The organism is Sporomusa sp. KB1 (assembly GCF_007830295.1).
Lineage (GTDB): Bacteria > Bacillota > Negativicutes > Sporomusales > Sporomusaceae > Sporomusa.
Map to the genome: position 1 here is coordinate 4,601,162 of NZ_VLKC01000002.1, position 22,604 is coordinate 4,623,765.

The window sequence follows — 22,604 nt, forward strand, 5'->3', positions numbered from 1 at the left end:
GGGTAACTATGAAAATAGGCATAATCAGCGATACTCACGGTTGTCTGGAAACCTGGGAAAAAGTATTTACTGCATATTTTCAGGATTCCGACCTAATCATCCATGCCGGTGATGTTCTTTATCATGGCCCGCGTAACACCATTCCTGCCGAATATAATCCGAAGCAGCTGGCAGAGGTTCTTAACAACTGCCCGGTGCCGATTGTAACTGCCTGTGGTAACTGTGACGCCGAAGTTGACAGTATGGTGCTTAAACTGCCTATTCAATCACCATATTCTTACCTACTGCTAAACGGCTTACGAATTGTTGTCACTCATGGCCACAATCTTACTGATGAAGCTAAACAGGAGTTGGCAAAGCGCCTGAAGGCCAATATCTTTATTACTGGTCATACCCATATTGCCACAATGGAAAAGCTTGATGGAATTATTTATTTGAATCCAGGCTCACCTGGCATGACCAAACGACCGGATGGTCGCGGTACCATTGCCTGGATAAATGACAATCAAGTTGAAATACTAGAGATAGCAACAGGTCAGCCTCTTATTTCCGAGGTTTTGGCCTAGTATCCGGAGGTTTAAGAAACTATGCACGACCATCTTATCCGGGCGACAGCGCCCGGAATTCGTGCCTTTGCGGCTATTACCACTAATCTAGTGGAAGAAGCACGGGGGCGGCATAATTGTTATCCTACAGCTACAGCTGCGCTGGGGCGCACCATGACAGGGGCATTATTATTGGCTGCCAACTTAAAAACAGCCGAAAGCATAACTGTAAGGATATCTGGCGACGGGCCGTTAAAAGAGATCGTGGCTGATGCCTATCCTGATGGCTCAGTACGTGGTTATGTCAGAAATCCCTTTGTCGATCTACCACTTAATCAGGGTAAATGGGATGTCGGACAGGCTGTAGGGAAGGGGCACATCTATGTCACCCGCTTTGTTGGCCTCAAGCAGCCCTTTACAGGCAGTGCAGAACTAGTCTCAGGCGAAATAGCGGAAGATATAACCCAGTATCTTGCCGTATCAGAACAGACGCCGTCAAGCGTTGCGTTAGGCGTTTTGATTGCCCCTGACACAACTGTAGCGGCGGCAGGCGGATTTTTTATTCAAGCATTGCCAGGTGCAGAAGAAACTGCACTGGCTCAACTTGAAGATAATCTTCGGCAGCTGCCGCCAGTTTCACAAATGATTAGTAGTGGTAAAGATGCTAAAGGGATCTTAGAAATGCTATTTGCCGGACTGCCAATCACCTGCTATGACTCCCTGGAACTTACGTTTAACTGTCAATGTTCCCGGGAAAGAGTGGAAAATATGCTCATTAGTCTTGGCGCTGACGAAATTAAAGCAATGATTATTGAAGGCCAGGCAGAAGTCTGTTGTCATTTTTGCAGCGAAAAGTATCAATTTTCCGCTCAGGAACTTACTGCTATTTTGCAAGAAATCGTATAATAAGCAAACCAAAAACAGCGGTGTAACTATCGCTGTTTTTTTGCATTATAGTGAACTCTGTGAGGGGTTTTACTTTTGGCATTGCCCCAAGTAACAAAAGGTCTAAGCCCTAAGCCTCCAAAGGCTGAAAAGCCGGGCGATATTCCTAAAATCCGTAAACTCGCTATGCTCAAACAGTACGGATTTTTTAACGGAATACCGCCCGGCTTTTCTCCTGCGGAACGCTTTTCCGGCAAAGTCCAGGGGGTTACGGGAGTTACGAGGGGTGCAGGGGTACCACCTTATGGGGATACAATTTCTTTAAGGCAAGGAGGTGGCGAAAAGAAGACTATCGTCATAGTCCTCTTCGGCAAAATGCTTATATAGCTTCACAGTGCAATCGTATAGCCGTTCTTCTTCAAAAAGAAGACCAGGATTGAAATACGCCAAAAATTTCTTGGAGATATTGATCAAGAATACGAATACTTTTCATAGTGGACTCATTGGGAAATTTGTGAATCACTTGCAAACATCGCCACCCTGGTATTTTCTCGGATAACTTTTGAAGTACAAACGGGTTGGACTGAATAAGCTGCTTCCCTACGGAAGCAGGAACAATGGCCCAATGTTGCATATCCTTCATAAAGACGGGAATCAGACCCGCATTATCCAAATGAATGCGCGATGGACAGACAGGATCCCACCATTGGTCATGTTTAAATTGAAATTCTTTATTTAAATTTACATAGATTTCATAGCAAGGATTTAGGTCTTTTTTATCAACACTGTCACCAGTCTGTCGCTCAGGAGCCGCCAAACGCAACAAGACCATATCTTCTGTAAAAATTGGTTTAACAGTAACACTTGGCGATACAATCTCACGCACCACAAATGCCACGTCCATTTCACGGCTTTCAATGCTATGAAAAGCTTCCTGTGTATGCTGGGTACGAATTTGCAGGCGTATCGGCGGAGAGTATTGACTGAGTCTGTGATAAACAGGAGGCAAAACAAAATGACTCAAACTTTCAGCAACACTAATGGAAAGAGCCAATTGAGGACCGTTAGTTTGTAAAATTTGCGTTTCCCGCCTCAATGCATCCAACCGCTCCGCAATGCTAAAAAAACTTTCTCCCATAGGAGTCAGACTAATTTTTTTTAGTCCTTTCTTTCGCTCCATTAATAATCCGCCCATCTCTTCTTCCAATGTCTTGAGCCGGTAACTTACGGTGGCCTGCGATAGATGCAGCAGATTGGCAGCTTTGCTAATGCTTTGAGTCTGTACAATAGCTATAAAAGCTTCAATTCCAAGAAAATACATCAATAAACACCCTCTAATTATAGAAAATATTAATATAAATCACAAATTATTTGAGTTTTACAAGAAGCATCTATATGTTTAAAATTATCATGAATGAATCTATTAGTCAATTTTATTGGAGGGATGTAAATGACAGGGCTCGCTATTGCTTTTGTACTAGTGGCCGCTTTCGCTCATGCCGGATGGAACTATCTATCGAAAAGAGCAGCAGGAGGAACAGCTTTTATCTGGTTATTCGCCAGTATGTCGGTCTTAATTTATCTGCCCTTAGCCTGTTGGATTGTATTCATACAACAACCTGTTATCGGCTGGCATCAGTTGGCCTTTATGGTCGGCAGTGCTGCTCTTCATTCTTTGTATTTTATCTTACTGGACAAGGGATATACTGTTGGCGACCTATCGCTGGTCTATCCTTTAGCCCGCGGCACAGGTCCCATGCTTTCGACCATTGCTGCCATTGTATTTCTTGGCGAGCAACCATCTCTCATTGCACTACTAGGAGCCGGATTAATTGGACTGGGAATTATTATAATGACCGGAAATCCCCTGGAAATAAAAAAAACTGCCGCCTATAAACCCATTTTTTTTGCCATACTGTGTGGTACGGTGATTGCCGCTTACACGATTTCAGACAAATTGGCTGTTAGCACTTTTTTGATTCCTCCGCTATTACTGGATTGGTCAGCCAATTTAGGCCGGACATGTATGTTAACTCCATATGCATTTAGAAATTGGAACAGCATAAAAGAGCAATGGAAAATTCATAAATTGGAAATTTTAGGCGTTGCGATACTATGTCCGTTGGCCTACATTTTGGTCTTGTCTGCTATGGTTTTTAGTCCCGTAAGTTATATCGCACCGGCAAGAGAAATCAGTATTTTAATCGGAACTTTTATGGGAGCTAAATTTCTTGCTGAAAAAAACATAAAACTGCGCCTTGCAGGGGCTACCGCAATACTTTGCGGCCTTGCGGCCTTGTCTGTTGGCTAACTTAAAGACATTTTTTAATTAAAACTTTGCTAACATGGAATACAAAAGCCAGTAACCCGGGGAAAGACCCAGTGTTCCTGGCTTTTACTATTTATATAATCGGTTGTTTTCGGACGTACCAGGGGCGAGTGAATAAACAAGCATGGTGGTTAATTTATTTTTTGTAAAAAGCAGGAATTTATTGTTATTTTGTGGTAGTAATTATAATATTACACAATTTTATAAGAAATAAACAATTTATAAGGGGTGATGCCAACTAAGCAAATCTCAAAGAAAAAGCACCGTTTCACGATACCATTATGAGAGGAGATGGAATCCGGCTTAATGAATTCAAAACGGCTTTTACTTATTGGAATTACCAGCCTATTAGGCATGACAATCACGCTAGGAGGTTGTGGCATGGGAGCAAAAGAGAGTATGGTTTCTGAAAAATATCCGGCAAAACCCATTACGATAATTGTGCCGTTTGCCGCTGGCGGTAGCTCAGACATAATAGCACGAATGCTGGAAAAGCCAGCTCTAAAACAATTCGGACAATCGTTTATTGTTGTTAATATGCCTGGTGGAGCAGCTACAATTGGTATGAACGAATTAGCCGGAGCTAAACCAGATGGATATACAATTGGAATTGTTGGCGCTAGTGTATTTTTACAACCTTTATACGGACAAACCAGATACCATTATCCTTCTGCGTTGGAACCATTAGTTCAAACTACATCTATGCCTATGGTTTTGGCCACTCTTTCGGAGAAACCTTGGAAGAACCTTAATGAATTAGTCAGCTATGCGAAACAACATCCAGGTGAAATAAAATATGGGCATAATGGTTTAGGTTCGGCACCACATATTACAGGAGAGATGGTTGCTAAAGAAGCAGGTATTTCGATAGTACCGGTTCCATTTAAGGGTGATTCAGAAGCACTTGCTGCACTTTTAGGTGGGCATGTGCAATTGATAGTTGCCGCCACTCCTTCTGCTTTAAAGGAACATATACAGAACGGCACAATCCGAATACTGGGAGTTGCAGAAAAAGATAGATTAAGTATTCCCGGATTTGAAGATGTTCCCACTTTCAACGAACAAGGGCTTAATGTCGCTTTTAGTCTTTGGAATGGTATCGCTGCCCCCAAGGGCATGCCACTAGCGGAAAAGGCCAGGCTGGCAGCCGGGCTAAGGGAAATGATCAATGACCCTGACTTCAAAAAGAACATGGAGGAACTGGGAATGTCAGTCCAGTATATGGGGCCTGAGGATTTTAGTGAAAGATGGATAGAAGATAATGCAAAATTAACGAAAATAGTAAAAGAGACCGGAATTGCAGAACTTATTGCGTCTCAGAAAAAATAATCGTGGGCCGAAAGCCAAAACGACGCAAATTATAAGCGACAAATCAAGACCACCCCATAAAACGGGTAATCCTGATCATAGATAGGGGTGTCGCCAACATTTCCGACAAATTCCACGCTAATAGAAAATATATGCGAATTTCATACGTTAAGGAAGTTGTAGCAGGAATAAAGCCGTTTTCCCATACGACCGGCTTGACCGAAATTAGGCGATAGTTGGAGACGTTATGGAATACAAGGAGAGGGGTTTTACTTTTGGCATTGGCCCAAAAGTTGGATTGAATTTTGAAAGTACTGAGATTTTACGTTGACACCTATATGAAAATATAAAATAATGGAAAATAATCAGAAGATGGTTATTGCTTATTCGTTTTATATGGGGTAACGCCAACATTTTCGACAAAACCCACGCTAAGACAAAAACTGGATGAAAAGTCGAATTTTCACCCACTCTAAGCTATAACGAATCTTTACATATAGTGGTATAATTTAGAAATACGTTATTATAGAATAGTAGTAAATTGTGAACTGAAGATAATTATATTAATGGAGGGTGTCGGCATAGACAAGAATTCTGATTATAGAACAAACATTATAGGTGCTGGCGAGGTTGGCTGCGCCAGCTCGATCGACATGGACAAGCAGTTTGTTTATAAAACAAACTGCTTCTTTTGGGACACAAAAGGAAATGATGTTTTAGGAGCAATCTCGCTTCCTTTTTATGGAGCGTTTGTCTCAGAAGAAAAATGCCAACTTTTTGGCGATATATCAGGAAAAAAGATGCTGGAGATAGGCTGTGGAACCGGTCATTCCTTGCAATATCAGGGGGAACGCAAAGCATCTGAACTATGGGGTATGGATATATCAGAAAAACAAATCGAAAAGGCAAAGCAACATTTGACGGCATGCGGTCTTTCAGCAAAATTGATCTGTTGTCCCATGGAAGAAGAATGTGGCATACCAGTGGATTATTTTGACTTTGTTTATTCGATTTATGCCATAGGCTGGACCACCGACCTTGAGGGTACTTTTTGCCGGATCGCTTCTTACCTTAAAAAAGACGGCGCATTTATTTTCAGTTGGTCTCACCCTATACACAAATGTGTTGTTGCAGAAAATAATATACTTGCTTTTAAAAAATGTTATTTCGATGAATCTTGGTATTCGGTATCTCTTGATGAAGGTGCGCTAACATTATCAGACCGTAAACTATCAACCTATGTGAATGCGTTGGCAAAAGCGGGATTTGTAATTGAACAAATGATTGAGCAATCTGATGATGAAATTATGCAATCGCGGGACGATAACAGCGATTTTTCCCAAAAAGCAAAGATGCTTCCTATAACTTTTGTAGTCAAAGCAAGAAAACTATAAGAGTACAGTATAAGCATTTTCAGTACCAAAACTACTTGGCCTCAAGCAACCCTTTACAGGCATTGCAGAACTAGTCTCAGGCAAAATAGCGGAAGATATAACCCAATATCTTGCCGTATCAGAACAGACGCCATCAAGCGTTGCGTTAGGCGTTTTGATTGCCCCTGACACAACAACCGTAGCGGCGGCAGGCGGATTTTTTACTCAACCATTACCAGAGGTAGAAATCGGATAATAAGCAAACAAAAACCAGCGGTATACATATCGCTGGTTTTTTTGCATTATAATAAATAAAAAAGGACTTGGTTAATCAAGTCCTCCAGTGCTTATATTGAGATTATACCGCGCGTTGGATTTTACCGGAACGTAAGCAGCGAGTGCATACATTAACCCGTTTAATTTCACCTTTAACTAATGCTTTCACTCTTTGTATATTAGGTTTCCAAGTGCGCTTGGTTTTAAGGTGAGAATGGCTGACATTGAAGCCGGAACGTTCACCTTTACCGCAAATTTCACATAAATTTGCCATCTATTTACACCTCCTGTAGGAATCATCCTCATGTACTTAACGTGACTATTTTAGCACAATTTACTTATGATATGCAAGGGCAAATAAAATTTTCAACCGATATTTTCATAAATACCTGGCATTTAGTGTGCATCAGCAGGAATTATGCGTATTATATTGAAAATAGAAATAAGTAAATGAAGGGGGGCTTACCTATGATTACCAAAAGCACTCCGATAATTGATGCATTACGCTCACATCCACAGGCACGCGAAATTTTCACCAGACACGGTATGGGCTGTATCGGTTGTATGGGCTCAATGACGGAAACGATCGAAAATGGTGCCAAGATGCATGATATTGATATTGAAGCACTACTTGCAGAATTAAATAGCCTGCTGGTGGAACCAGTAAAATTGTAAGGTGATTCTTATTCAAAACTTTTTGTCTGCTAAAATCCAATTTTTAAAAGGTGTAGGACCGGCAAATGCTGCTAAGCTCAACAAACTGGGGATTTATACTATTGGTCAGCTGCTGCAGCATTATCCGCGCCGGTATGAAGACCGGAGTACACTAAAATTAATTGGCGAGTTGACTGACGGATTGTATGAAAGCTTCCGGGCAGTTGTCATTAACATTAGTGACTTAAAATCACAGCGTGGCCTTAAAATAACCAAAATTACCGTCCGGGATCAATCCGGTATAGCGCAACTCACCTGGTTCAACCAGGCCTATATGAAAAGCAAATATAAACCTGGTATGGAGCTTATTATATCAGGGAAAATTCAGCGTCGTCTCAATGTGGTTGAAGTAAATAAACCAGATATTGAACTAGCCGCTGAATTTAATGCTGGTTCCGGGCACATTATCCCTGTTTATCCAACTACCGAAGATTTTCCCCAATGGCGCTGGCGAGCTCTTATCATTCAAGCGCTGGAACTCTTTCAAAATGGTGCAGCTCCGGAAGTGGTCGAATCGCTGCCTGCAGATATAATAGCTGCTCACAAGCTTCTGAATCGTCAGCAAGCAGTAGTAAATATCCATTTGCCTGCAAATATGGAAATCCTAATTAATGCCCGTCGGCGCTTAGTATTTGAAGAATTATTCCTGTTGCAATGTGGGTTAGCCTATTTGAAGCAAAAAACCAAAGCTGGATTGAAGGGTGTTAAACATGCTCCTGACGGAGAGTTAGTGTCCAAAATTGAAAAAAGTCTGCCATTTACCCTAACTAATGACCAATTAAAAACATTACAGGAAATTAAAGCCGATATGGAAGATACTACTACCATGCAACGGCTGGTTCAAGGGGATGTCGGATCAGGAAAAACAGTTATTGCTGCTATCGCCCTGGCTAAGACAGTCGAAAGTGGCTATCAAGGCGCGATGATGGCTCCAACTGAGATATTAGCCGAACAACACTATCATACACTAGCTCAATTGTTGACTCCACAGGGTATTACAGTGGCGGTACTAACAGGGAAACTGACTCGCAGGGCAAGAGATAAAATCGTACACCATTTCAAGGAAGGCGTAATTGATATTGTTGTCGGTACCCACGCACTTATTCAAGATGATGTTGAATTTGCGCAGCTTGGCCTGGTAGTCACTGATGAGCAGCACCGGTTTGGTGTACGCCAACGGGCACGACTAGAAGCCAAAGGCAATCAACCAGATGTGCTTATCATGACGGCAACGCCTATTCCCCGAACAATGGCGCTTACTGTCTATGGCGACCTTGATGTATCCGTTATTCGTCAGCTTCCGCCCGGACGACAGCCAATTGCTACTTATTCCCGCAGCAATAACCGCCGGAATAAGGTTTATCTTTTTGCTGTCGAACAAATCAAAGCTGGACGGCAGGTATATGTCGTATGTCCACTAGTTGATGAATCAGATAAAGTTGCCGCCCAATCGGCTGTAAAAATGCATGAAGAACTCTCAGCTACTTTTTTAAAAAACATTTCCTGCGGTCTACTGCATGGCAAAATGAAATCACAGGAAAAGGATGCTGTCATGGCATCCTTTTCCTGTGGTGAAATTAAAGCATTAATTGCTACAACAGTTATTGAAGTAGGTGTTAATGTACCTAATGCTACTGTCATGATTATTGAAGGAGCCGACCGCTTTGGTTTGGCACAACTCCACCAGCTGCGTGGCCGCGTTGGCCGGGGCGAGCACAAATCTTATTGTATTTTATTATCTGACAACACCAATGAAGAAACGGTGGAACGGCTTACCATTATGACCCAGGTAAATGATGGGTTTGTGCTTGCAGAAAAAGATTTGCTGTTACGCGGTCCGGGTCAGTTTTTTGGCACTAATCAGCATGGCTTACCTGATTTAAAGATTGCTGATATCGTAAGAGATACCGATATTTTGCTGGAAGCCAGACGGGCAGCACAGCAGACAATTTGCTCAGCTGAGTATTTAGACAAAGTATGGAAAACACTCCAGGATTGGTTTGGCGAAAAATTCAAAATGATATTTTGTAGATAAAAGAAAGCAAAAAAGGGACGGCCCGCAGGCCGTCAATTATGGGAGAGGAGAAAATTTACATTCATAATATTGGCATTCTAGACAATATTTATACATGGTTTCACTAAATATTTTAAAAAGATTCTTATTTTTTTTGCACCCTCGCGCACACTAAAGATAAATAACAGTGAGGAGTGGTGCAAAATGGAACAGTACACACAAAACCAGCTTAGAAGTATTGCCGAAGAATGTCAGGAGTTTGAACATATTATCAATGCTATGGGGTATGGATATTCACTTCTAAACGTATCAGCTGAAGATTTTAGTCGACGCTGTACTGATTGTACCAATTGGCTAGGTGGCTCGTGTACGATTTTCCAAAATGAAATTTCTCAATGGAAATAGACCTTAAACGGCGCTGCCTTACAGCGCTGTTTTTAGAGAACAGGATGGTATTAATGAACAAACTATTGGGTTGGCTGGCTATTGCAGCAATGATTGGGTTAACATACATGTGGCAGCCTGAATTTTTTCATCATGCATATGGAATTATAGAGAGAGGCGATATTGCAGCGTTAGCTGAATATCTTCGCTCTTTTGGTGCTAGCTCTGTTTTTATCACAATTATTTTATTTGTAATCATGACCTTTACAATTGTTTTTCCGTTTATGATTTTGTCAGGCGCAGCAGGTATTGTCTTTGGACTTTTCTGGGGTACAATCATTTCCTGGGCTGGTGAAGTCACCGGTGCACTAGTGATGTTTGTATTTGCCCGCTATTTCTTTCGGCATACTGTTGAAGGTTGGATTAGGAAAAGCCGTTATTTGAAACAGGTGGACGATTATAGTGCCGAAAATGGGTTTAAGGCCCTATTATTTGCCAGATTATTACCACTGGCCCCCTCAGGTATTATTACTGCCATAGCGGCGATTAGCCGAATGTCGTTTAAGGATTTTTGGTGGGCGACGCTAATCGGAAAATTGCCGCCAGTTATTATCAAAGTTCTGCTTGGCCATGATATCGTTTTTGCAGGCGAAAACATGGGAAGGCTACTATTTATTATTGTCATTGTTGTCCTTGTTTACGCCATCCTCTGGTGGCGGAGAAGAAGAAAATAACCATCTTCGGCCACCACGGCTGCGAGGAATAAGCCGGCAGAGTTTTTCCCAGATTTCACCAGCCATATCCCGTCGCATTTTGGTATAGTCGGCCAAAGCCAGACGCTCTGTTTCACCAGGCAGCCATTCATGAGGAATTTCTTCCACGATGCAGTCAATCTGTTTATCACTAATCTTTTTTACTAACTCAATGTAGGGAACAAAATCTTGGGGAGTAAGAAGGTCTTTAAGTAAATTTCGATAATGCTGATAATAATACGTTTTTATTTTTGTTCCCAAGTTTTGAAAAGATTCAATAGTCCAGCGACTGGATCGAAACAAATGTGAATTATCTATCGCATAGATTCTATATTGTTCATCTTCAAGTCTAAGTAACAGGTTTTTTTGATTTTTAGCGCGATCTGCATTATGAAACATATGGTCAAACAACACAACTCCAGCCATTTCTGATACATTAATTGCTTTGCATAATCGGTTTTTGCCAACATATTCTGCGTGAGTCAGATAGAGAGAGGCGAAATCCAGTCCTGGTTCTAAGCCGATATCCATCAAAGCAGGATTTTCCTGTAACAGCTGTTCACCAATTTCAATAATATCGCTGGGCGGAAAGCATAAACCCATGAGTGCACCAATCTTAGCTGCCAATAATTCGCTTACTAATACCCTGGAGCCTAGTCGATTATTTTGGAATTTTACTACATAGATATTTCCATCATGAGCGCGAAAAAACTGAGGCAAAGTGACCCCAACGCCCACTTTGCCCAAATACTCTATCGCCATGAGCATACCGCTCAGCCTCCCACAATATAAATATAGTTATAAGAAAAAGGACCCGGTAAAAAATTCACCGAGTCTTTTACCCTAATAGCAGTATAAAATTTACCAAGCTTTACATCATACCGATGTTGCGGAAGTTAACAGCATTCTGCTGAGCGGGATACGGATGTTATTGCTTCAAGATTAATTACGGCTGTGCTTACCACACTGTCAGAGATTCCTGAAGAGGTTGCCGGACCAAAAATCTCATCAACCGATATAAATGCCAGTTCATCATCGACATTGCCCAGTGTTCCTTGAAATATGAAACCACCAAGGGTTGTAATTACTACAAGATCACCGATCATGCGCCTTAAAAGGCAGATCAATTCGTGGCTCTCCTGACGCTCACTTGCTTCGGTTCTTTGTGAGACAGCAGCAGTAGTAGTACTATTGTCAAAAGGACTTGTCTTTACTCCCGTAGCTTTGGCGACGATTTGCCACAAATCAAGATTAAGGAATCTTACATCCACAACCTCTCCGCCAGGAGAAAGAATCTCTACGTTCGAATCCGCTTCAATGGCTGGCGATAAAAAGGCTATACGGCAGTCATCAACTTTTTGCAGATTGCCAAAATAAACTATACCATCAAAACCAAACAATAATACGTCAGTGTTTAACTCATGTTCGAGTTCTTTAATTAAGCATTCGTTGCGGAGCTCTCTGAATATGCCCATAAGTAGACCCCCTTCAATATATCTGATAAACAGGTATGTTACTATACTGTATGAGCAGTAGCAGCAAAATGTTACTCGCGAATGGTTTTATGTCAGGCTAGTGAATAAAAAGTTTACTGTTGCAGGGATTCTTGCTTTTGATAAAGAAAATACTAGTTGCAAGTGAAAGCAAAATATCATGAGGAGGTGACTCATATGCCAATCGTACAAATCGACTTGATTGAAGGTCGTTCCTTAGACCAAAAACGGGAAATGGTAAAAAAAGTAACTGAAGCCATTGTTGATACAGCCAAATGTCCACCGGAAGCTGTAACGATCGTGGTTCGCGAAGCTCCTGCCCAACATATTGGTAAAGCAGGTGTATTAGCCTCTGACAGATAAAAGAGTAAGCCATTTCATAAATCAATGGCTTACTCTCTAAAAAGGTGGTGCCTTATATGCTGCCGCTGCATTTTGCGATTGAACTTGAAACAGTGATAAACAGTCAGTTAACAAAGCTAGCTGCTCCAGCTGCTATTATACCGGTAATCACGCTTATCCATAACTGTCAAATGAATTTTTTGGAGTTGTTATCAGCCGCCAGCACAATAAATATCGACATAGCTCCGTATCCGCTGGTAGCAGAGGACCAATTACTTGGCTCAGATACCTCCTGGCAACAACTTACTTTACATACCGATGCCACTAACGCCAGTTTGCAGGTATTTACAACTCTGTGGCCTATCTACATGGCAACCGATAAGACAGTCCAATTTTACCAACAGGCAGCTGCGAACAGCGCCCAGCCTCAGACTCGATTATTCTTTAGTTCCCTTAGTCATGTAAAGAAGATTTTGTGCAGAAGATTGAATGGTATTATCCAGATATACTATAACCACTACTGGGGAGAGCTCGGGTTTGCACCGTTTGTACTGGGAAAGGATTAGCCTTCCCAGTACGCCACTCCCATACCTCCTGGCGGATACTCAAACAGGATGTTGTCAAACCGGCAAATTAGCCGGCAGGCACCGCATTCAACACATTGCTTATAATGTACTAGTATGGGACTGCCTGCTTGGCAGTCCCATTTAAATACGCCGGTAGGACAGATAGTTAGGCATTGCTTCTCTTCACAGGTAAGGCAGTGTTCCTGATTATGTACAGCAACATGCTGAATGCTGTTATCTGGATTAAAATGTATGAGCATAATTTTATCCTGTAGTTGCATTAACGAATCACCTTCCACGTTTTCCAAACATCGGACAATATCTTCAAGACCGGCTGCATGCTTGTTATTTTTTTGTACACCATAAGCCTCTTGGCCCGTTTGGGCATTGTATATACCCGCGCAACCTGATAAGCCGCTTCGTTTCCCATGCGGGAATAAAGATCAAAAGCATAGGGGATATTGCGCATTAGTGCAGCAGCACCGGCATTAGCTTGTAAATCTTGTATAATGAAGCTTTCTTGCAAGAGCTTGGTATATAAAGACAGCTTACCTACCGAATAATCCCGGCTAATCTTTGCCGCATAGACGGCTTTGGCCGCATAAAAGCCAGACCACATTGCAAGGTTTATGCCATGCGTACCATTGACCAATGAACCAGCATCACCAATAATCACCAGGCCGGGATGTACCAATGGGGGAATAGCGTTATAACCCCCCTCAGGAATTAATGAGCCGCCATATTCAATAGTCTGGCCCCCAGCAATCAACCGTTTGATGTGGGGGTGTTTTTTTATGCGTTCTAAGAGGTCATTGGGGTTGAAGCCTGCTTGGGCAAAACTGGCTACCGCCATGCCTACACTGATATTAATACTGTCGCTAAAGGTATGTATGGAACCAGTGCCGTTAAATCCAGCAGTAGGATAACCAAGCAACCCGATTATTGTGCCTTGACCTGGCAGCAAATTAAATCTTTCTTCAATCAGACTTGAAGGCAGGGCAATAGTCTCTTTTACATATAGAGACATGTTTTCCGGTGTTACCCGGGGCACCAGTCCTGAACGTTCCGCCAACAAAGAATTAGCGCCATCTGCCAGAATGATGATATCGGCCAAATACTTACCATCATTTTGCGTTAGTACACCTCCAGCCAGACCATTCTCGTTAAATACGGCTTGCTTTACCGTATGGTTGAAAAGTATTTGCGCGCCAGCTTCCGTTGCTTTGCCAGCCAGCCACTTATAGAGGTTAACACGCTTAACAGAAAATTTGTTGTAAGGTGCGGCGGCAAGCCGGTCGCTCTGAAACCTTGAAGAAAGAACAGAATCCTCAGTCATCAACCAATAGGCTTGATCAGTGATAATTCGTTCACAATGACACTCTTCCCAAAAGTTAGGGAAAAGTTTATGGGTAGGCTCAGCCATAATACTGGCGCCGCCGCAATTTTTGGCCCCGGCATAAGGGCCGCGTTCCAGGACAAGCACGTTAAGACCGTCACGAGCCAGAAAATAAGCCGCTGTTAATCCGGCTGGACCGGCCCCGGCTACAATAACGTCATATTTTTTTTCAGCGATGGCAGTATCCTGATTTTCTGTTTGTAAGCTGCTGATTTTATCTGGTATTTTGTGTGGTCTTTTAGCCTCATACCAATGCTTTAACATATACTCACCCAGCTTTAGTTTACGCTTAATGAGGAATATATATTTAGGGGCGCGCATACCAACGCATTATAAAGAAAATAGCTGTTAATAATCAATATTCTCAGATAATTTGTTAAAACAAGAATTGCATCCTCCCAAACTATCCTGTATCATAACAGCATGCCGAATTTCCTAATGAAATAGGAAAATGGGGGAACCATTTATGGGGTGAATCCGCGATTGCGGTAGGGATTTCCCTTTGTCCCGAACCCGTCAGCTAACCTCGTAGGCATTTAGAAAGGGGTGTTTTATATGAAAAACATCAAAAAAATCATTACAAGTACCATTGTAATGGCAGTTTTAGCAGCTGCCATCTGGACACCGCTGGCTTTTGCTGCGCTTGGCGACCAGACACTTAGCATAGGTATGACAGGACCAGATGTAATTGAACTGCAAACTAAGCTTAGTGATTTGGGGTATAGCAATCTTACCGTTGACGGTGTTTTTGGTGAAGCTACCGAACAGGCGGTAATTAGCTTTCAACAGGCGAAAAACCTTACTGCCGATGGTGTTGTCGGTCAAGATACCTTACAAAGCCTATATGGTGGTCGTATGCCGGAAACATCGCGCGGCACTGCACCAGGACGTTATAAGACCGTGCTGGACATAAAAGCTACCGCCTACGCTGCCGGTCCGCATGATAATGAACAATGGGGCAGTTTAACCTATATGGGAACCCAAGTGCGTCCAGGCGTAATTGCTGTCGATCCCAATGTTATTCCGCTTGGTTCAAGAGTATATATTGAATTTGCCGATGGCAATAGTATGTATGGTGTTGCTGAAGATACAGGCGGCGCAATTAAAGGAAACCGTATCGACATTGCGATGCATTCTGTCGACAAAGCCTATGACTTTGGTGTCCAAAATGTAAAAGTTTATGTCCTTAACTAGCAACACTGCCTGACGGTTTCGTCAGGCAGTGTATTATTTTTTTATTATTTTTTTTGTATCTACATAAAAAGTGGTAGATTTGGCAAGTTTATTTATGTTATTATATTGGGAAATACCTTTTATGATCATGTTGTGTACGAAAGGAGTTCTGTTAATGTTTGACAACAAATTTGGCCCAGAAGGCTTAACATTTGATGATGTATTACTTGTACCTGCCAAATCAGACGTTTTGCCCAGAGAAGTTGAAGTATCTACCTTTTTAACCAAAAACATTAAGCTTAACATTCCTATCATTAGCTCGGGAATGGACACTGTTACCGAGGCTCGAATGGCAATTGCCATGGCACGTGAGGGCGGGGTAGGAGTAATCCATAAAAATATGCCTATTGCTGCTCAGGCCAACGAGATTGACAAGGTCAAACGTTCTGAGCATGGTATCATTGTTGATCCCATTTTTTTATCACCTAATAACTTACTGCAAGATGCCCATGACCTTATGGAAAAATACCATATATCTGGTGTGCCGGTAACTGATAAGGGTAAATTAGTAGGTATCTTAACCAATCGTGACCTTCGTTTTGAAACTGATTTAAGCCGTAAGATTGGTGACTGTATGACGAGAGAGCACCTCATTACTGCACCTGTTGGCACATCACTAACGCAGGCCAAAGAAATTTTGCGTGAACACCGGATTGAGAAATTGCCATTACTTGATACTGACGGTAACTTAAAAGGACTTATTACCATCAAAGATATCGAAAAAGCCCAGAAATATCCTAATTCCGCCAAAGATCCCAAAGGACGTTTGCTAGTAGCTGCCGCCATCGGAGTAGGTTCTGATATGATGGAGCGTGTTGAGGCCGTTGTCGGCGCTAAGGTTGACGTCATTGTTGTTGATACCGCGCATGGTCATTCAACAGGAGTGCTTGAGTGTGTACGGAAAATCAAAAATGCTTTTCCGCATGTGGATCTTATTGCAGGCAATGTTGCCACTGCAGAAGCCACTCGTGCCTTAATCGAAGCAGGTGCAGATGCTGTTAAAGTTGGCATTGGACCAGGTTCTATTTGTACGACCCGGGTAATTGCCGGTATTGGTGTACCTCAGATTACGGCAATTTATAATTGTGCTAAGGCTGCACAGGAGTACAATGTACCGATTATAGCCGATGGTGGTATTAAATACTCAGGTGATGTAGCTAAGGCTATTGCCGCTGGTGCTCAGATTGTAATGGTCGGCAACTTACTTGCCGGTACAGAGGAAAGCCCGGGAGAAACCATTATTTATCAAGGGCGCAGCTATAAAGTATATCGGGGTATGGGCTCACTGGGAGCTATGGCCGAAGGTAGCAAGGATCGTTACTTCCAGGAAAATATGGACAAGCTGGTTCCTGAGGGAATTGAAGGCAGAGTACCTTATAAGGGTTCAGTAGCCGATACGGTATTCCAGCTAATTGGCGGTCTTCGCGCCGGTATGGGGTATTGTGGTGTGCGTAATATCCAGGAACTTATTACTAACACCCAATTTATCCGGATCACCGGTGCTGGTCTGAGAGAAAGCCATCCGCATGATATCAGCATTACAAAAGAAGCACCAAACTATAGTGGCTGATAAGTAAGAACAACAAAAATGCTTTGGACATTTAATTTGTCCAAAGCATTTTTATTTTTCTTACCACGGTGACGGTGTTTCAAAATTAACTACCCGAAACTCAAATTGGCGGTCTTTATAAAATTTAATAATAGCTGGCAGCGCTTTTACCGTTTCAGCATGGCCACGGCCGTCATGCATCAGCAAAATCGCATGGCTCCATAAATTTTTGTTGTCCATTTGGGCAGCGATATTATTTACCAGTTGGCCGGCCTTTGCACTGGAGGCATCGCCTGAACTAATATTCCAGCCAACCTCCGTATAGCCAAGATTTTTTAGGGTTGCCCAGTATTCTTTGGTAAAACTCCCGGCTGACCCGCCAGGTGCCCGGGAAATGCGGGGGCGTACGCCAATACTATTTTTAATAATTTCATCAGTATGACGAAGTTGGGAAAAATAATTGTTAGTTGATTGATACAGTTCACGATAGACATGATTGTAAGAATGATTACCAATAGCATGGCCGTCCTGATAAATTTGGCGTAAAATCGCTGGATATTTTTCAATCTGATTACCTACAACAAAGAAGGTCGCCTTTATGCCCTGGCTTTTCAAAATAGCAAGGACAGCAGGCGTATTTTCCGGCTCAGGTCCATCGTCGAAAGTAAGATATACTACTTTTTGTCCATAGTACGGACTTACCTTAGGAACTTCCAAGACCAATCCCCGTGCTTGTCGCTCTTCCACAGTAAACACATCATAAACCGGTTTTGACGGAATGGCGGGATTATCCGGATTTTCATTCATATAGTAGGCATCTATTGCGTTGTTAGGTATGGTATACTTATTTTCAGGTACAGGTACAAGTTCAGGGTCCGGATCCGGATCTTCCGGACCTTCCGGATCGTTAGGTGGACCGGAAACAGGTATAGGCGAGGCAGAATCAGAGAAAGCAAGTAAAGCTAACGGTGACGATACTAATAGTGTGAGGCAGATGACACTTAACGCACACACTGTCTGAAAGAATTTCGATGTATGTTGCATATAGCGCGCTCCTGATTAAATATTTTTAATAATTATGTCTAATTTTCGTATATTCTCTATAAGACAGGCTATTCCTGCATGTAAAGTAAGAAAGCTTGGGGATACTATTTCTAAGAGGAGTGTATACCTATGAAAAAAAACAGCATTAGAGTTACTATCCTGGCTCTCCTATTTGCAATGTCGGTTAATACGTGTTTTGCTTTTCTAGGATTGCCGGGAACTGACAGTTTAAACGATTTAAATCTAGTAGCTGCTACGCAAGTATTTGATATAAATGGGCAGTTGATTTCTAAACTGTTTGAGGAAAACCGGATAGTAGTAACTATTAATAACATGTCACCTTATATTCAGCAAGCCATTATAGCTAATGAAGATACTCGCTTCTATAATCATTTTGGCATAGATCCGATTGGTATTATTCGTGCTGTCGTGGTCAATATCCGTCAGGGCTCTCTGGTGGAAGGCGGTAGTACTATAACCCAGCAATTGGCAAAAAACAAGTTTCTTACACAGGAACGAACATTTATTCGCAAAGTAAAAGAGGCGGTACTAGCATTAGTTATTGATTATAAATTTTCGAAGCAAGAGATCTTGCAAGCATACTTAAATCAGGTATATTTTGGCGAAGGGGCTTATGGTGTGGAGGCTGCCGCTCAAATGTACTTTGGCAAACATGCTAACGAGTTGACTTTATCTGAAAGTGCTGTGCTGGCAGGACTACCACGCGGACCGAATATCTATTCGCCTTATGTTGATATGAAGGCAGCTATGGAACGCCGGGCAGTAGTGCTGGACAGTATGGTTAAAGAGGGCTATATCACGCAGCAAGAAGCAGCACGCGCCAAAGTTGAGCCGATTACGCTTGCTGGTAAAAAAAAGCGGATAGTCCAGGCTTCTTACTTTCTTGACTATGTAGCTAAGGAATTAGTTGATCGCTATGGTGCAGACCGGGTATATAAAGGTGGGCTCAAGGTGTATACAACGCTTGACATTAGTCAGCAACAAGCAGCCGAGGCTGTGTTAGGGCAAATGCAGGGAGCAGTATTGGCACTTGACTCCAAAACAGGATATATTAAAGCTATGGTTGGTGGGCGTAATTATGAGGAAAGTCAGATCAATAGGGTACTTACTGAAGTTCGCCAACCGGGATCGGCTTTTAAACCATTTTTATATGCAACTGCGATTAATCAGGGACTCACTGCTAACGCTATTATCATTGATGAACCTATTAATATCAATGGCTATTCGCCACTTAACTATGATAAAAAATACCGTGGACCAATAACTATGAAAAAAGCGCTGCGCTGGTCAGTCAATATAGCTGCCGTCAAACTAGGGCAGCAGATCGGCATTGACCAAGTTCTAAACCTTGCGAAAACTATGGGCATCACCACTTTAACACCCGAAGATGATAATCTGGCCTCGGCATTAGGCGGCTTAACTCAGGGGGTCAATTTATGGGGGTTAACGACAGCTTATACAGCCTTTGCCAATAACGGCGTATTATCTAAACCTATGGCAATCGTAAAGGTACTTGATGAAAATGGTCAGGTGCTTGAGGAAGGAAGAATAGAGCAACAGTCGGTGCTTAAACCCGAAACAGCCTACATTTTAACAGATATGCTCAGAGGTGTGCTGCAGGATGGTACTGCCACACCGGCTAATCTTGGCCGTCCCGCTGCCGGCAAAACAGGTACTACAGATAACTATGAGACGGCCTGGTTTATCGGTTATACGCCAGATATTGTAGTAGGCATTTATGTCGGAAATGACAACCGCAAGCCTGTTAGCATTTCTGGTACTGAAGTATCAGCATTATGGGGAAAAATGCTTTCTAAAATAGTAGCCAGTACACCGCCTGCTGATTTTCCCATCCCGCCTAATGTAGTTGTTGGTATTCCTGTTTGTACAAGCACAGGCAAGCTGGCTGGAAGTGGCTGCAAGGAAACGGAGTACAGCGCCTTTATCAAAGGTACTGAGCCAACAGCTCCGCGTGTGAACAACCGTATTAAACAATGGTTGACTCCTGATGAAACTCAGCCGCAACCGCCTGAACAACAGGAACAAAAAAAGCAGCCTTTCTGGAAATGGCCCTGGTCGAGATTGCCGTCATTTTAAACTTGTGGTACAATGTGCTAAGGAATGTAAAACAATTGTAAGGAGTAAATAGTTGTCAGTGGGTATAAAAATAGCCGTCTTAGACGTTTCGATTGATACTGTAACCATGTCTGAAGCAGTAGTTAAACTTGAGCAGTTTATTGCAGAAAAAACGCCGCATTTAGTGGCCACAGCCAATGCCGAAATGGTGATGCTGGCACAAGAAGACAACGAATTGGCTGCTATCCTTGCCAATTCTCATTTAGTAGTTCCAGATGGCGCTGGTGTAGTATGGGCGGTAAGACGTCAAGGAAATACTATTGTAGAGCGGGTAGCTGGCTATGATTTGGCCCAAAACCTGTTATTAGAAGCTTCACAAAAAGGATATCGTGTATTTCTGTTCGGCAGCCGGCCTGACATTGTTGCTAAAGCCAAAACTGTGGCGCTGGCGCGTTACCCCGGATTATGCATAGTCGGGACAAGACATGGATTTTTTACGCCAGAAGATGAACCTGCTATTGTTCAAACCATTACAGCTGCCAAACCGGATATTTTATTGGCAGCTTTAGGGGTTCCCAGACAGGAAAAGTGGCTGGCTAAGAACTTGGAAAAACTGGGCGTCCCTGTATGCATGGGAGTGGGTGGAACCTTTGATGTAATGGCTGGTGCTGTTAAGCGTGCGCCGCTATGGATGCAGCGTACTAGTTTGGAGTGGCTGTTCCGTTTACTTTGTCAGCCTCAGCGCGCTATCAGAATGCTGGCTTTGCCAAAGTTTGCTCTTAAAGTCATGTTAGGGAAAAAAGATTAGACAAAGTAAACTAAGTATATTATACTGATATACTGAACTTGCTTTTTGGTTTGAATACTATGAGGAGGTTTTTGGCAGGGAGGTGGATAGATGGTAAGAAATCCTATAGTAAAGGAAGGATACACATACATCGCAATACTTGGACTGGTTACAATTATTACTGCCTTAAACCTGGGTGCCCCCTGGGCTATTATTCCCGGGATATTGACAGCTTTTGTTACCTTCTTTTTCCGTAATCCCAAACGCAATTTTCCTGATGATGATAATTTAATCTTATCGCCTGCAGATGGTAAAGTAATGGGTATTGCGGAAGTTTACGATGACCAGTTTTTAAATGATAAAGGGTTAAAGGTTACTATTTTTTTGTCAGTATTTGACGTTCATGTTAATCGCAGCCCTGTCAGAGGGGAAATTAAATTTCAACAATATACTTGTGGTAGATTTAAACCGGCTTATAAAGAATCCGCAGCCTGTGAAAACGAACGTCATGCTATCGGCTTAGAAAATGAGAAAATGCGTGTACTAGTCACACAAATTGCCGGAATTTTAGCCCGGAGGATAGTTTCTTGGGTTACATTAGGTACTGTCCTTAAACAGGGCGAACGCTACGGACTTATTAAATTTGGTTCTTGTACTGAACTTATTGTACCACCAACAGTAGAAATTTTAGTAAAAAAGGGGGATAGAGTAATCGGAGGAAAAACAGTAATAGGGAGGGTAATGGAAGAGTGAAAAACGCTATTCCTAATATAGTAACTGCACTCAATCTTGTTTTAGGTGTGTTTGCGATTATATTTACGTTTCAAGGTGAGCTTACCTATGCAGCGTTGTTTGTTGTGTCTGCTATGGTGGCAGATGGTCTGGACGGGCGGGTAGCCCGGTATTTTGGCGTAAGCAGCGATTTTGGTAAAGAACTTGATTCCTTATGTGACTTAGTATCGTTTGGCGTAGCTCCAGCCGTTATGGCCTATGCATATATGCTTAAAGACTTTTCCGGCGGAGCTTTCATAGCCGCTGCGTTTGCGACCTGCGGCGCTTTGCGGTTGGCGAGATTTAATGTTAATACGAGTACAGTAAAAGGATACTTTATGGGCTTGCCAATACCTGCCGGCGGCTGTGTAATTGCGACTTTTGTCATGCTTGATATGAAACCTTCAGGCTGGCTCTTTCCGCTTATGGTAGCTGTTTTTGCCTACTTAATGGTCAGCACTATTCGTTATCCTGATTTTAAAGGTAAAGATGGCGAGCCCATTCGCACAATTCCAGCAATTATCACTGTAGCTATCGGTGTATACATATTATTTCTGACATTCAAGTCTGTTTTATTTGTGCCGTTTTTTGTTTATGCGCTGTTTGGTATCTTAAATACAATTTTTGGCTTATTTGACCACCGTCAGGCCGTGTAAGACGATCCTGTCAGATTTCGCCAGACAGCAAAAAATAAATCATGTACCTCAAAAATCAGCATATGATTTATTATGAAAAGTTTCAGGAAA

Annotated in this window: 25 protein-coding genes, 1 pseudogene and 1 riboswitch; of the genes and pseudogenes, 19 read left to right on the forward strand and 7 right to left on the reverse strand. The window is 42.4% G+C overall.

The window, feature by feature from the left end:
- Positions 1-8 precede the first annotated feature (8 nt).
- From yfcE to SALPA_RS25340, 3 genes are all read left to right on the forward strand, one after another.
- Entirely contained in the window at positions 9-566 is a 558-nt protein-coding gene (yfcE, locus tag SALPA_RS25330) for a phosphodiesterase (RefSeq protein ID WP_145100609.1), read from the forward strand.
- A gap of 21 nt (positions 567-587) precedes the next feature.
- A complete protein-coding gene (gene hslO, locus SALPA_RS25335) occupies positions 588-1,451 on the forward strand; it encodes an Hsp33 family molecular chaperone HslO (RefSeq protein WP_145100612.1) in 864 nt (287 codons plus the stop codon).
- A 75-nt stretch (positions 1,452-1,526) separates the two neighbouring features.
- The gene (locus SALPA_RS25340; RefSeq protein ID WP_145100615.1) at positions 1,527-1,817 is read left to right on the forward strand and encodes a hypothetical protein; all 291 of its coding nucleotides are present in this window, start codon (positions 1,527-1,529) and stop codon (positions 1,815-1,817) included.
- 31 nt (positions 1,818-1,848) lie between these two features.
- On the opposite strand, the gene SALPA_RS25345 is transcribed toward SALPA_RS25340, so the two are convergent.
- Entirely contained in the window at positions 1,849-2,751 is a 903-nt protein-coding gene (locus SALPA_RS25345) for a LysR family transcriptional regulator (RefSeq protein WP_145100618.1), read from the reverse strand.
- 129 nt (positions 2,752-2,880) lie between these two features.
- On the opposite strand from SALPA_RS25345, the gene SALPA_RS25350 reads away from it, so the two are divergent.
- The 4 genes and pseudogenes from SALPA_RS25350 to SALPA_RS25365 all read left to right on the forward strand — a co-directional run.
- Entirely contained in the window at positions 2,881-3,741 is an 861-nt protein-coding gene (locus SALPA_RS25350) for an EamA family transporter (protein WP_145100621.1), read from the forward strand.
- A gap of 399 nt (positions 3,742-4,140) precedes the next feature.
- The gene (locus SALPA_RS25355; protein ID WP_145102282.1) at positions 4,141-5,088 is read left to right on the forward strand and encodes a tripartite tricarboxylate transporter substrate binding protein; all 948 of its coding nucleotides are present in this window, start codon (positions 4,141-4,143) and stop codon (positions 5,086-5,088) included.
- 545 nt (positions 5,089-5,633) lie between these two features.
- A complete protein-coding gene (locus SALPA_RS25360; protein ID WP_222428116.1) occupies positions 5,634-6,461 on the forward strand; it encodes a class I SAM-dependent methyltransferase in 828 nt (275 codons plus the stop codon).
- 19 nt (positions 6,462-6,480) lie between these two features.
- Positions 6,481-6,687, forward strand: a pseudogene (locus tag SALPA_RS25365) (Hsp33 family molecular chaperone HslO); the annotation flags it as partial.
- A 111-nt stretch (positions 6,688-6,798) separates the two neighbouring features.
- On the opposite strand, the gene rpmB reads toward SALPA_RS25365, so the two are convergent.
- A complete protein-coding gene (gene rpmB / locus SALPA_RS25370) occupies positions 6,799-6,990 on the reverse strand; it encodes a 50S ribosomal protein L28 (protein ID WP_021170531.1) in 192 nt (63 codons plus the stop codon).
- A 194-nt stretch (positions 6,991-7,184) separates the two neighbouring features.
- Between rpmB and SALPA_RS25375 the strand changes: the two genes are divergently transcribed.
- The 4 genes from SALPA_RS25375 to SALPA_RS25390 all read left to right on the forward strand — a co-directional run bounded on the left by SALPA_RS25375 (position 7,185) and on the right by SALPA_RS25390 (position 10,562).
- Positions 7,185-7,391, forward strand: coding sequence for a DUF1858 domain-containing protein (locus SALPA_RS25375; RefSeq protein WP_145100624.1), 207 nt, complete (start codon positions 7,185-7,187; stop codon positions 7,389-7,391).
- 10 nt (positions 7,392-7,401) lie between these two features.
- A complete protein-coding gene (gene recG / locus SALPA_RS25380; RefSeq protein WP_145102286.1) occupies positions 7,402-9,465 on the forward strand; it encodes an ATP-dependent DNA helicase RecG in 2,064 nt (687 codons plus the stop codon).
- Between the two features lie 183 nt (positions 9,466-9,648).
- The gene (locus SALPA_RS25385) at positions 9,649-9,849 is read left to right on the forward strand and encodes a hypothetical protein (RefSeq protein WP_145100627.1); all 201 of its coding nucleotides are present in this window, start codon (positions 9,649-9,651) and stop codon (positions 9,847-9,849) included.
- Between the two features lie 53 nt (positions 9,850-9,902).
- Positions 9,903-10,562: a TVP38/TMEM64 family protein gene (locus tag SALPA_RS25390; protein WP_145100630.1), complete on the forward strand. Its 660-nt coding sequence runs from the start codon at positions 9,903-9,905 to the stop codon at positions 10,560-10,562.
- Here the strand turns inward: SALPA_RS25390 and SALPA_RS25395 are convergent.
- Together SALPA_RS25395 and SALPA_RS25400 are read right to left on the reverse strand one after the other, a co-directional pair.
- A complete protein-coding gene (locus SALPA_RS25395) occupies positions 10,497-11,348 on the reverse strand; it encodes a HipA family kinase (protein ID WP_145100633.1) in 852 nt (283 codons plus the stop codon). The two genes, SALPA_RS25390 and SALPA_RS25395, sit on opposite strands and share 66 nt — an antisense overlap.
- A gap of 128 nt (positions 11,349-11,476) precedes the next feature.
- The gene (locus SALPA_RS25400) at positions 11,477-12,055 is read right to left on the reverse strand and encodes a hypothetical protein (RefSeq protein ID WP_145100636.1); all 579 of its coding nucleotides are present in this window, start codon (positions 12,053-12,055) and stop codon (positions 11,477-11,479) included.
- A gap of 195 nt (positions 12,056-12,250) precedes the next feature.
- Here SALPA_RS25400 and SALPA_RS25405 point away from each other — a divergent pair, with 195 nt between their 5' ends.
- Both SALPA_RS25405 and SALPA_RS25410 read left to right on the forward strand, forming a co-directional pair.
- Complete coding sequence (locus tag SALPA_RS25405; RefSeq protein ID WP_145100639.1) at positions 12,251-12,436, forward strand: 2-hydroxymuconate tautomerase; 186 nt, start codon at positions 12,251-12,253, stop codon at positions 12,434-12,436.
- A 56-nt stretch (positions 12,437-12,492) separates the two neighbouring features.
- Positions 12,493-12,981 (forward strand): hypothetical protein, encoded by a 489-nt coding sequence (locus SALPA_RS25410; protein WP_145100642.1) that lies wholly within the window; start codon positions 12,493-12,495, stop codon positions 12,979-12,981.
- On the opposite strand, the gene SALPA_RS25415 is transcribed toward SALPA_RS25410, so the two are convergent.
- Positions 12,978-13,262 carry a ferredoxin family protein gene (locus SALPA_RS25415; protein ID WP_145100645.1) on the reverse strand — a complete coding sequence of 95 codons (285 nt, stop codon included), beginning with the start codon at positions 13,260-13,262 and terminating at the stop codon, positions 12,978-12,980. The genes SALPA_RS25410 and SALPA_RS25415 overlap by 4 nt on opposite strands.
- Positions 13,262-14,641 (reverse strand): FAD-dependent oxidoreductase, encoded by a 1,380-nt coding sequence (locus tag SALPA_RS25420; RefSeq protein ID WP_145100648.1) that lies wholly within the window; start codon positions 14,639-14,641, stop codon positions 13,262-13,264. The genes SALPA_RS25415 and SALPA_RS25420 overlap by 1 nt, the downstream gene beginning before the upstream one ends.
- A gap of 150 nt (positions 14,642-14,791) precedes the next feature.
- Positions 14,792-14,928: riboswitch (cyclic di-AMP (ydaO/yuaA leader) on the forward strand.
- Between the two features lie 4 nt (positions 14,929-14,932).
- Between SALPA_RS25420 and SALPA_RS32460 the strand changes: the two genes are divergently transcribed.
- Both SALPA_RS32460 and guaB read left to right on the forward strand, forming a co-directional pair.
- Positions 14,933-15,571, forward strand: coding sequence for a peptidoglycan-binding protein (locus SALPA_RS32460; RefSeq protein ID WP_145100651.1), 639 nt, complete (start codon positions 14,933-14,935; stop codon positions 15,569-15,571).
- Positions 15,572-15,725: 154 nt separating this feature from the next.
- A complete protein-coding gene (guaB, locus tag SALPA_RS25430; RefSeq protein ID WP_145100654.1) occupies positions 15,726-17,180 on the forward strand; it encodes an IMP dehydrogenase in 1,455 nt (484 codons plus the stop codon).
- 60 nt (positions 17,181-17,240) lie between these two features.
- Here the strand turns inward: guaB and SALPA_RS25435 are convergent, their stop codons facing one another.
- Positions 17,241-18,203 (reverse strand): polysaccharide deacetylase family protein, encoded by a 963-nt coding sequence (locus SALPA_RS25435; RefSeq protein ID WP_255451355.1) that lies wholly within the window; start codon positions 18,201-18,203, stop codon positions 17,241-17,243.
- A 129-nt stretch (positions 18,204-18,332) separates the two neighbouring features.
- On the opposite strand from SALPA_RS25435, the gene SALPA_RS25440 reads away from it, so the two are divergent.
- The 4 genes from SALPA_RS25440 (at position 18,333) to pssA (ending at position 22,514) form a co-directional block, all read left to right on the forward strand.
- Positions 18,333-20,321 (forward strand): transglycosylase domain-containing protein, encoded by a 1,989-nt coding sequence (locus SALPA_RS25440; protein WP_145100657.1) that lies wholly within the window; start codon positions 18,333-18,335, stop codon positions 20,319-20,321.
- 106 nt (positions 20,322-20,427) lie between these two features.
- Positions 20,428-21,108 (forward strand): WecB/TagA/CpsF family glycosyltransferase, encoded by a 681-nt coding sequence (locus SALPA_RS25445; protein ID WP_370516744.1) that lies wholly within the window; start codon positions 20,428-20,430, stop codon positions 21,106-21,108.
- A 90-nt stretch (positions 21,109-21,198) separates the two neighbouring features.
- Positions 21,199-21,840 (forward strand): phosphatidylserine decarboxylase family protein, encoded by a 642-nt coding sequence (locus SALPA_RS25450; RefSeq protein ID WP_021170515.1) that lies wholly within the window; start codon positions 21,199-21,201, stop codon positions 21,838-21,840.
- A complete protein-coding gene (gene pssA / locus SALPA_RS25455) occupies positions 21,837-22,514 on the forward strand; it encodes a CDP-diacylglycerol--serine O-phosphatidyltransferase (RefSeq protein WP_145100660.1) in 678 nt (225 codons plus the stop codon). Before SALPA_RS25450 ends, pssA begins: the two co-directional genes overlap by 4 nt.
- Positions 22,515-22,604: the final 90 nt, after the last annotated feature.

Coding starts and splice junctions, on each gene's coding strand:
- SALPA_RS25345 (WP_145100618.1), bottom strand. CDS start 2,751: ATGTATTTTCTTGGAATTGAAGCTTTTATAGCTATTGTACAGACTCAA.
- SALPA_RS32460 (WP_145100651.1), top strand. CDS start 14,933: ATGAAAAACATCAAAAAAATCATTACAAGTACCATTGTAATGGCAGTT.
- SALPA_RS25405 (WP_145100639.1), top strand. CDS start 12,251: ATGCCAATCGTACAAATCGACTTGATTGAAGGTCGTTCCTTAGACCAA.
- SALPA_RS25445 (WP_370516744.1), top strand. CDS start 20,428: ATGTCTGAAGCAGTAGTTAAACTTGAGCAGTTTATTGCAGAAAAAACG.
- SALPA_RS25450 (WP_021170515.1), top strand. CDS start 21,199: ATGGTAAGAAATCCTATAGTAAAGGAAGGATACACATACATCGCAATA.
- SALPA_RS25355 (WP_145102282.1), top strand. CDS start 4,141: ATGGGAGCAAAAGAGAGTATGGTTTCTGAAAAATATCCGGCAAAACCC.
- SALPA_RS25410 (WP_145100642.1), top strand. CDS start 12,493: ATGCTGCCGCTGCATTTTGCGATTGAACTTGAAACAGTGATAAACAGT.
- SALPA_RS25385 (WP_145100627.1), top strand. CDS start 9,649: ATGGAACAGTACACACAAAACCAGCTTAGAAGTATTGCCGAAGAATGT.
- SALPA_RS25415 (WP_145100645.1), bottom strand. CDS start 13,262: ATGCAACTACAGGATAAAATTATGCTCATACATTTTAATCCAGATAAC.
- rpmB (WP_021170531.1), bottom strand. CDS start 6,990: ATGGCAAATTTATGTGAAATTTGCGGTAAAGGTGAACGTTCCGGCTTC.
- SALPA_RS25400 (WP_145100636.1), bottom strand. CDS start 12,055: ATGGGCATATTCAGAGAGCTCCGCAACGAATGCTTAATTAAAGAACTC.
- SALPA_RS25390 (WP_145100630.1), top strand. CDS start 9,903: ATGAACAAACTATTGGGTTGGCTGGCTATTGCAGCAATGATTGGGTTA.
- SALPA_RS25360 (WP_222428116.1), top strand. CDS start 5,634: ATGGAGGGTGTCGGCATAGACAAGAATTCTGATTATAGAACAAACATT.
- SALPA_RS25440 (WP_145100657.1), top strand. CDS start 18,333: ATGAAAAAAAACAGCATTAGAGTTACTATCCTGGCTCTCCTATTTGCA.
- hslO (WP_145100612.1), top strand. CDS start 588: ATGCACGACCATCTTATCCGGGCGACAGCGCCCGGAATTCGTGCCTTT.
- guaB (WP_145100654.1), top strand. CDS start 15,726: ATGTTTGACAACAAATTTGGCCCAGAAGGCTTAACATTTGATGATGTA.
- SALPA_RS25420 (WP_145100648.1), bottom strand. CDS start 14,641: ATGTTAAAGCATTGGTATGAGGCTAAAAGACCACACAAAATACCAGAT.
- yfcE (WP_145100609.1), top strand. CDS start 9: ATGAAAATAGGCATAATCAGCGATACTCACGGTTGTCTGGAAACCTGG.
- SALPA_RS25435 (WP_255451355.1), bottom strand. CDS start 18,203: ATGCAACATACATCGAAATTCTTTCAGACAGTGTGTGCGTTAAGTGTC.
- SALPA_RS25395 (WP_145100633.1), bottom strand. CDS start 11,348: ATGCTCATGGCGATAGAGTATTTGGGCAAAGTGGGCGTTGGGGTCACT.
- SALPA_RS25350 (WP_145100621.1), top strand. CDS start 2,881: ATGACAGGGCTCGCTATTGCTTTTGTACTAGTGGCCGCTTTCGCTCAT.
- SALPA_RS25375 (WP_145100624.1), top strand. CDS start 7,185: ATGATTACCAAAAGCACTCCGATAATTGATGCATTACGCTCACATCCA.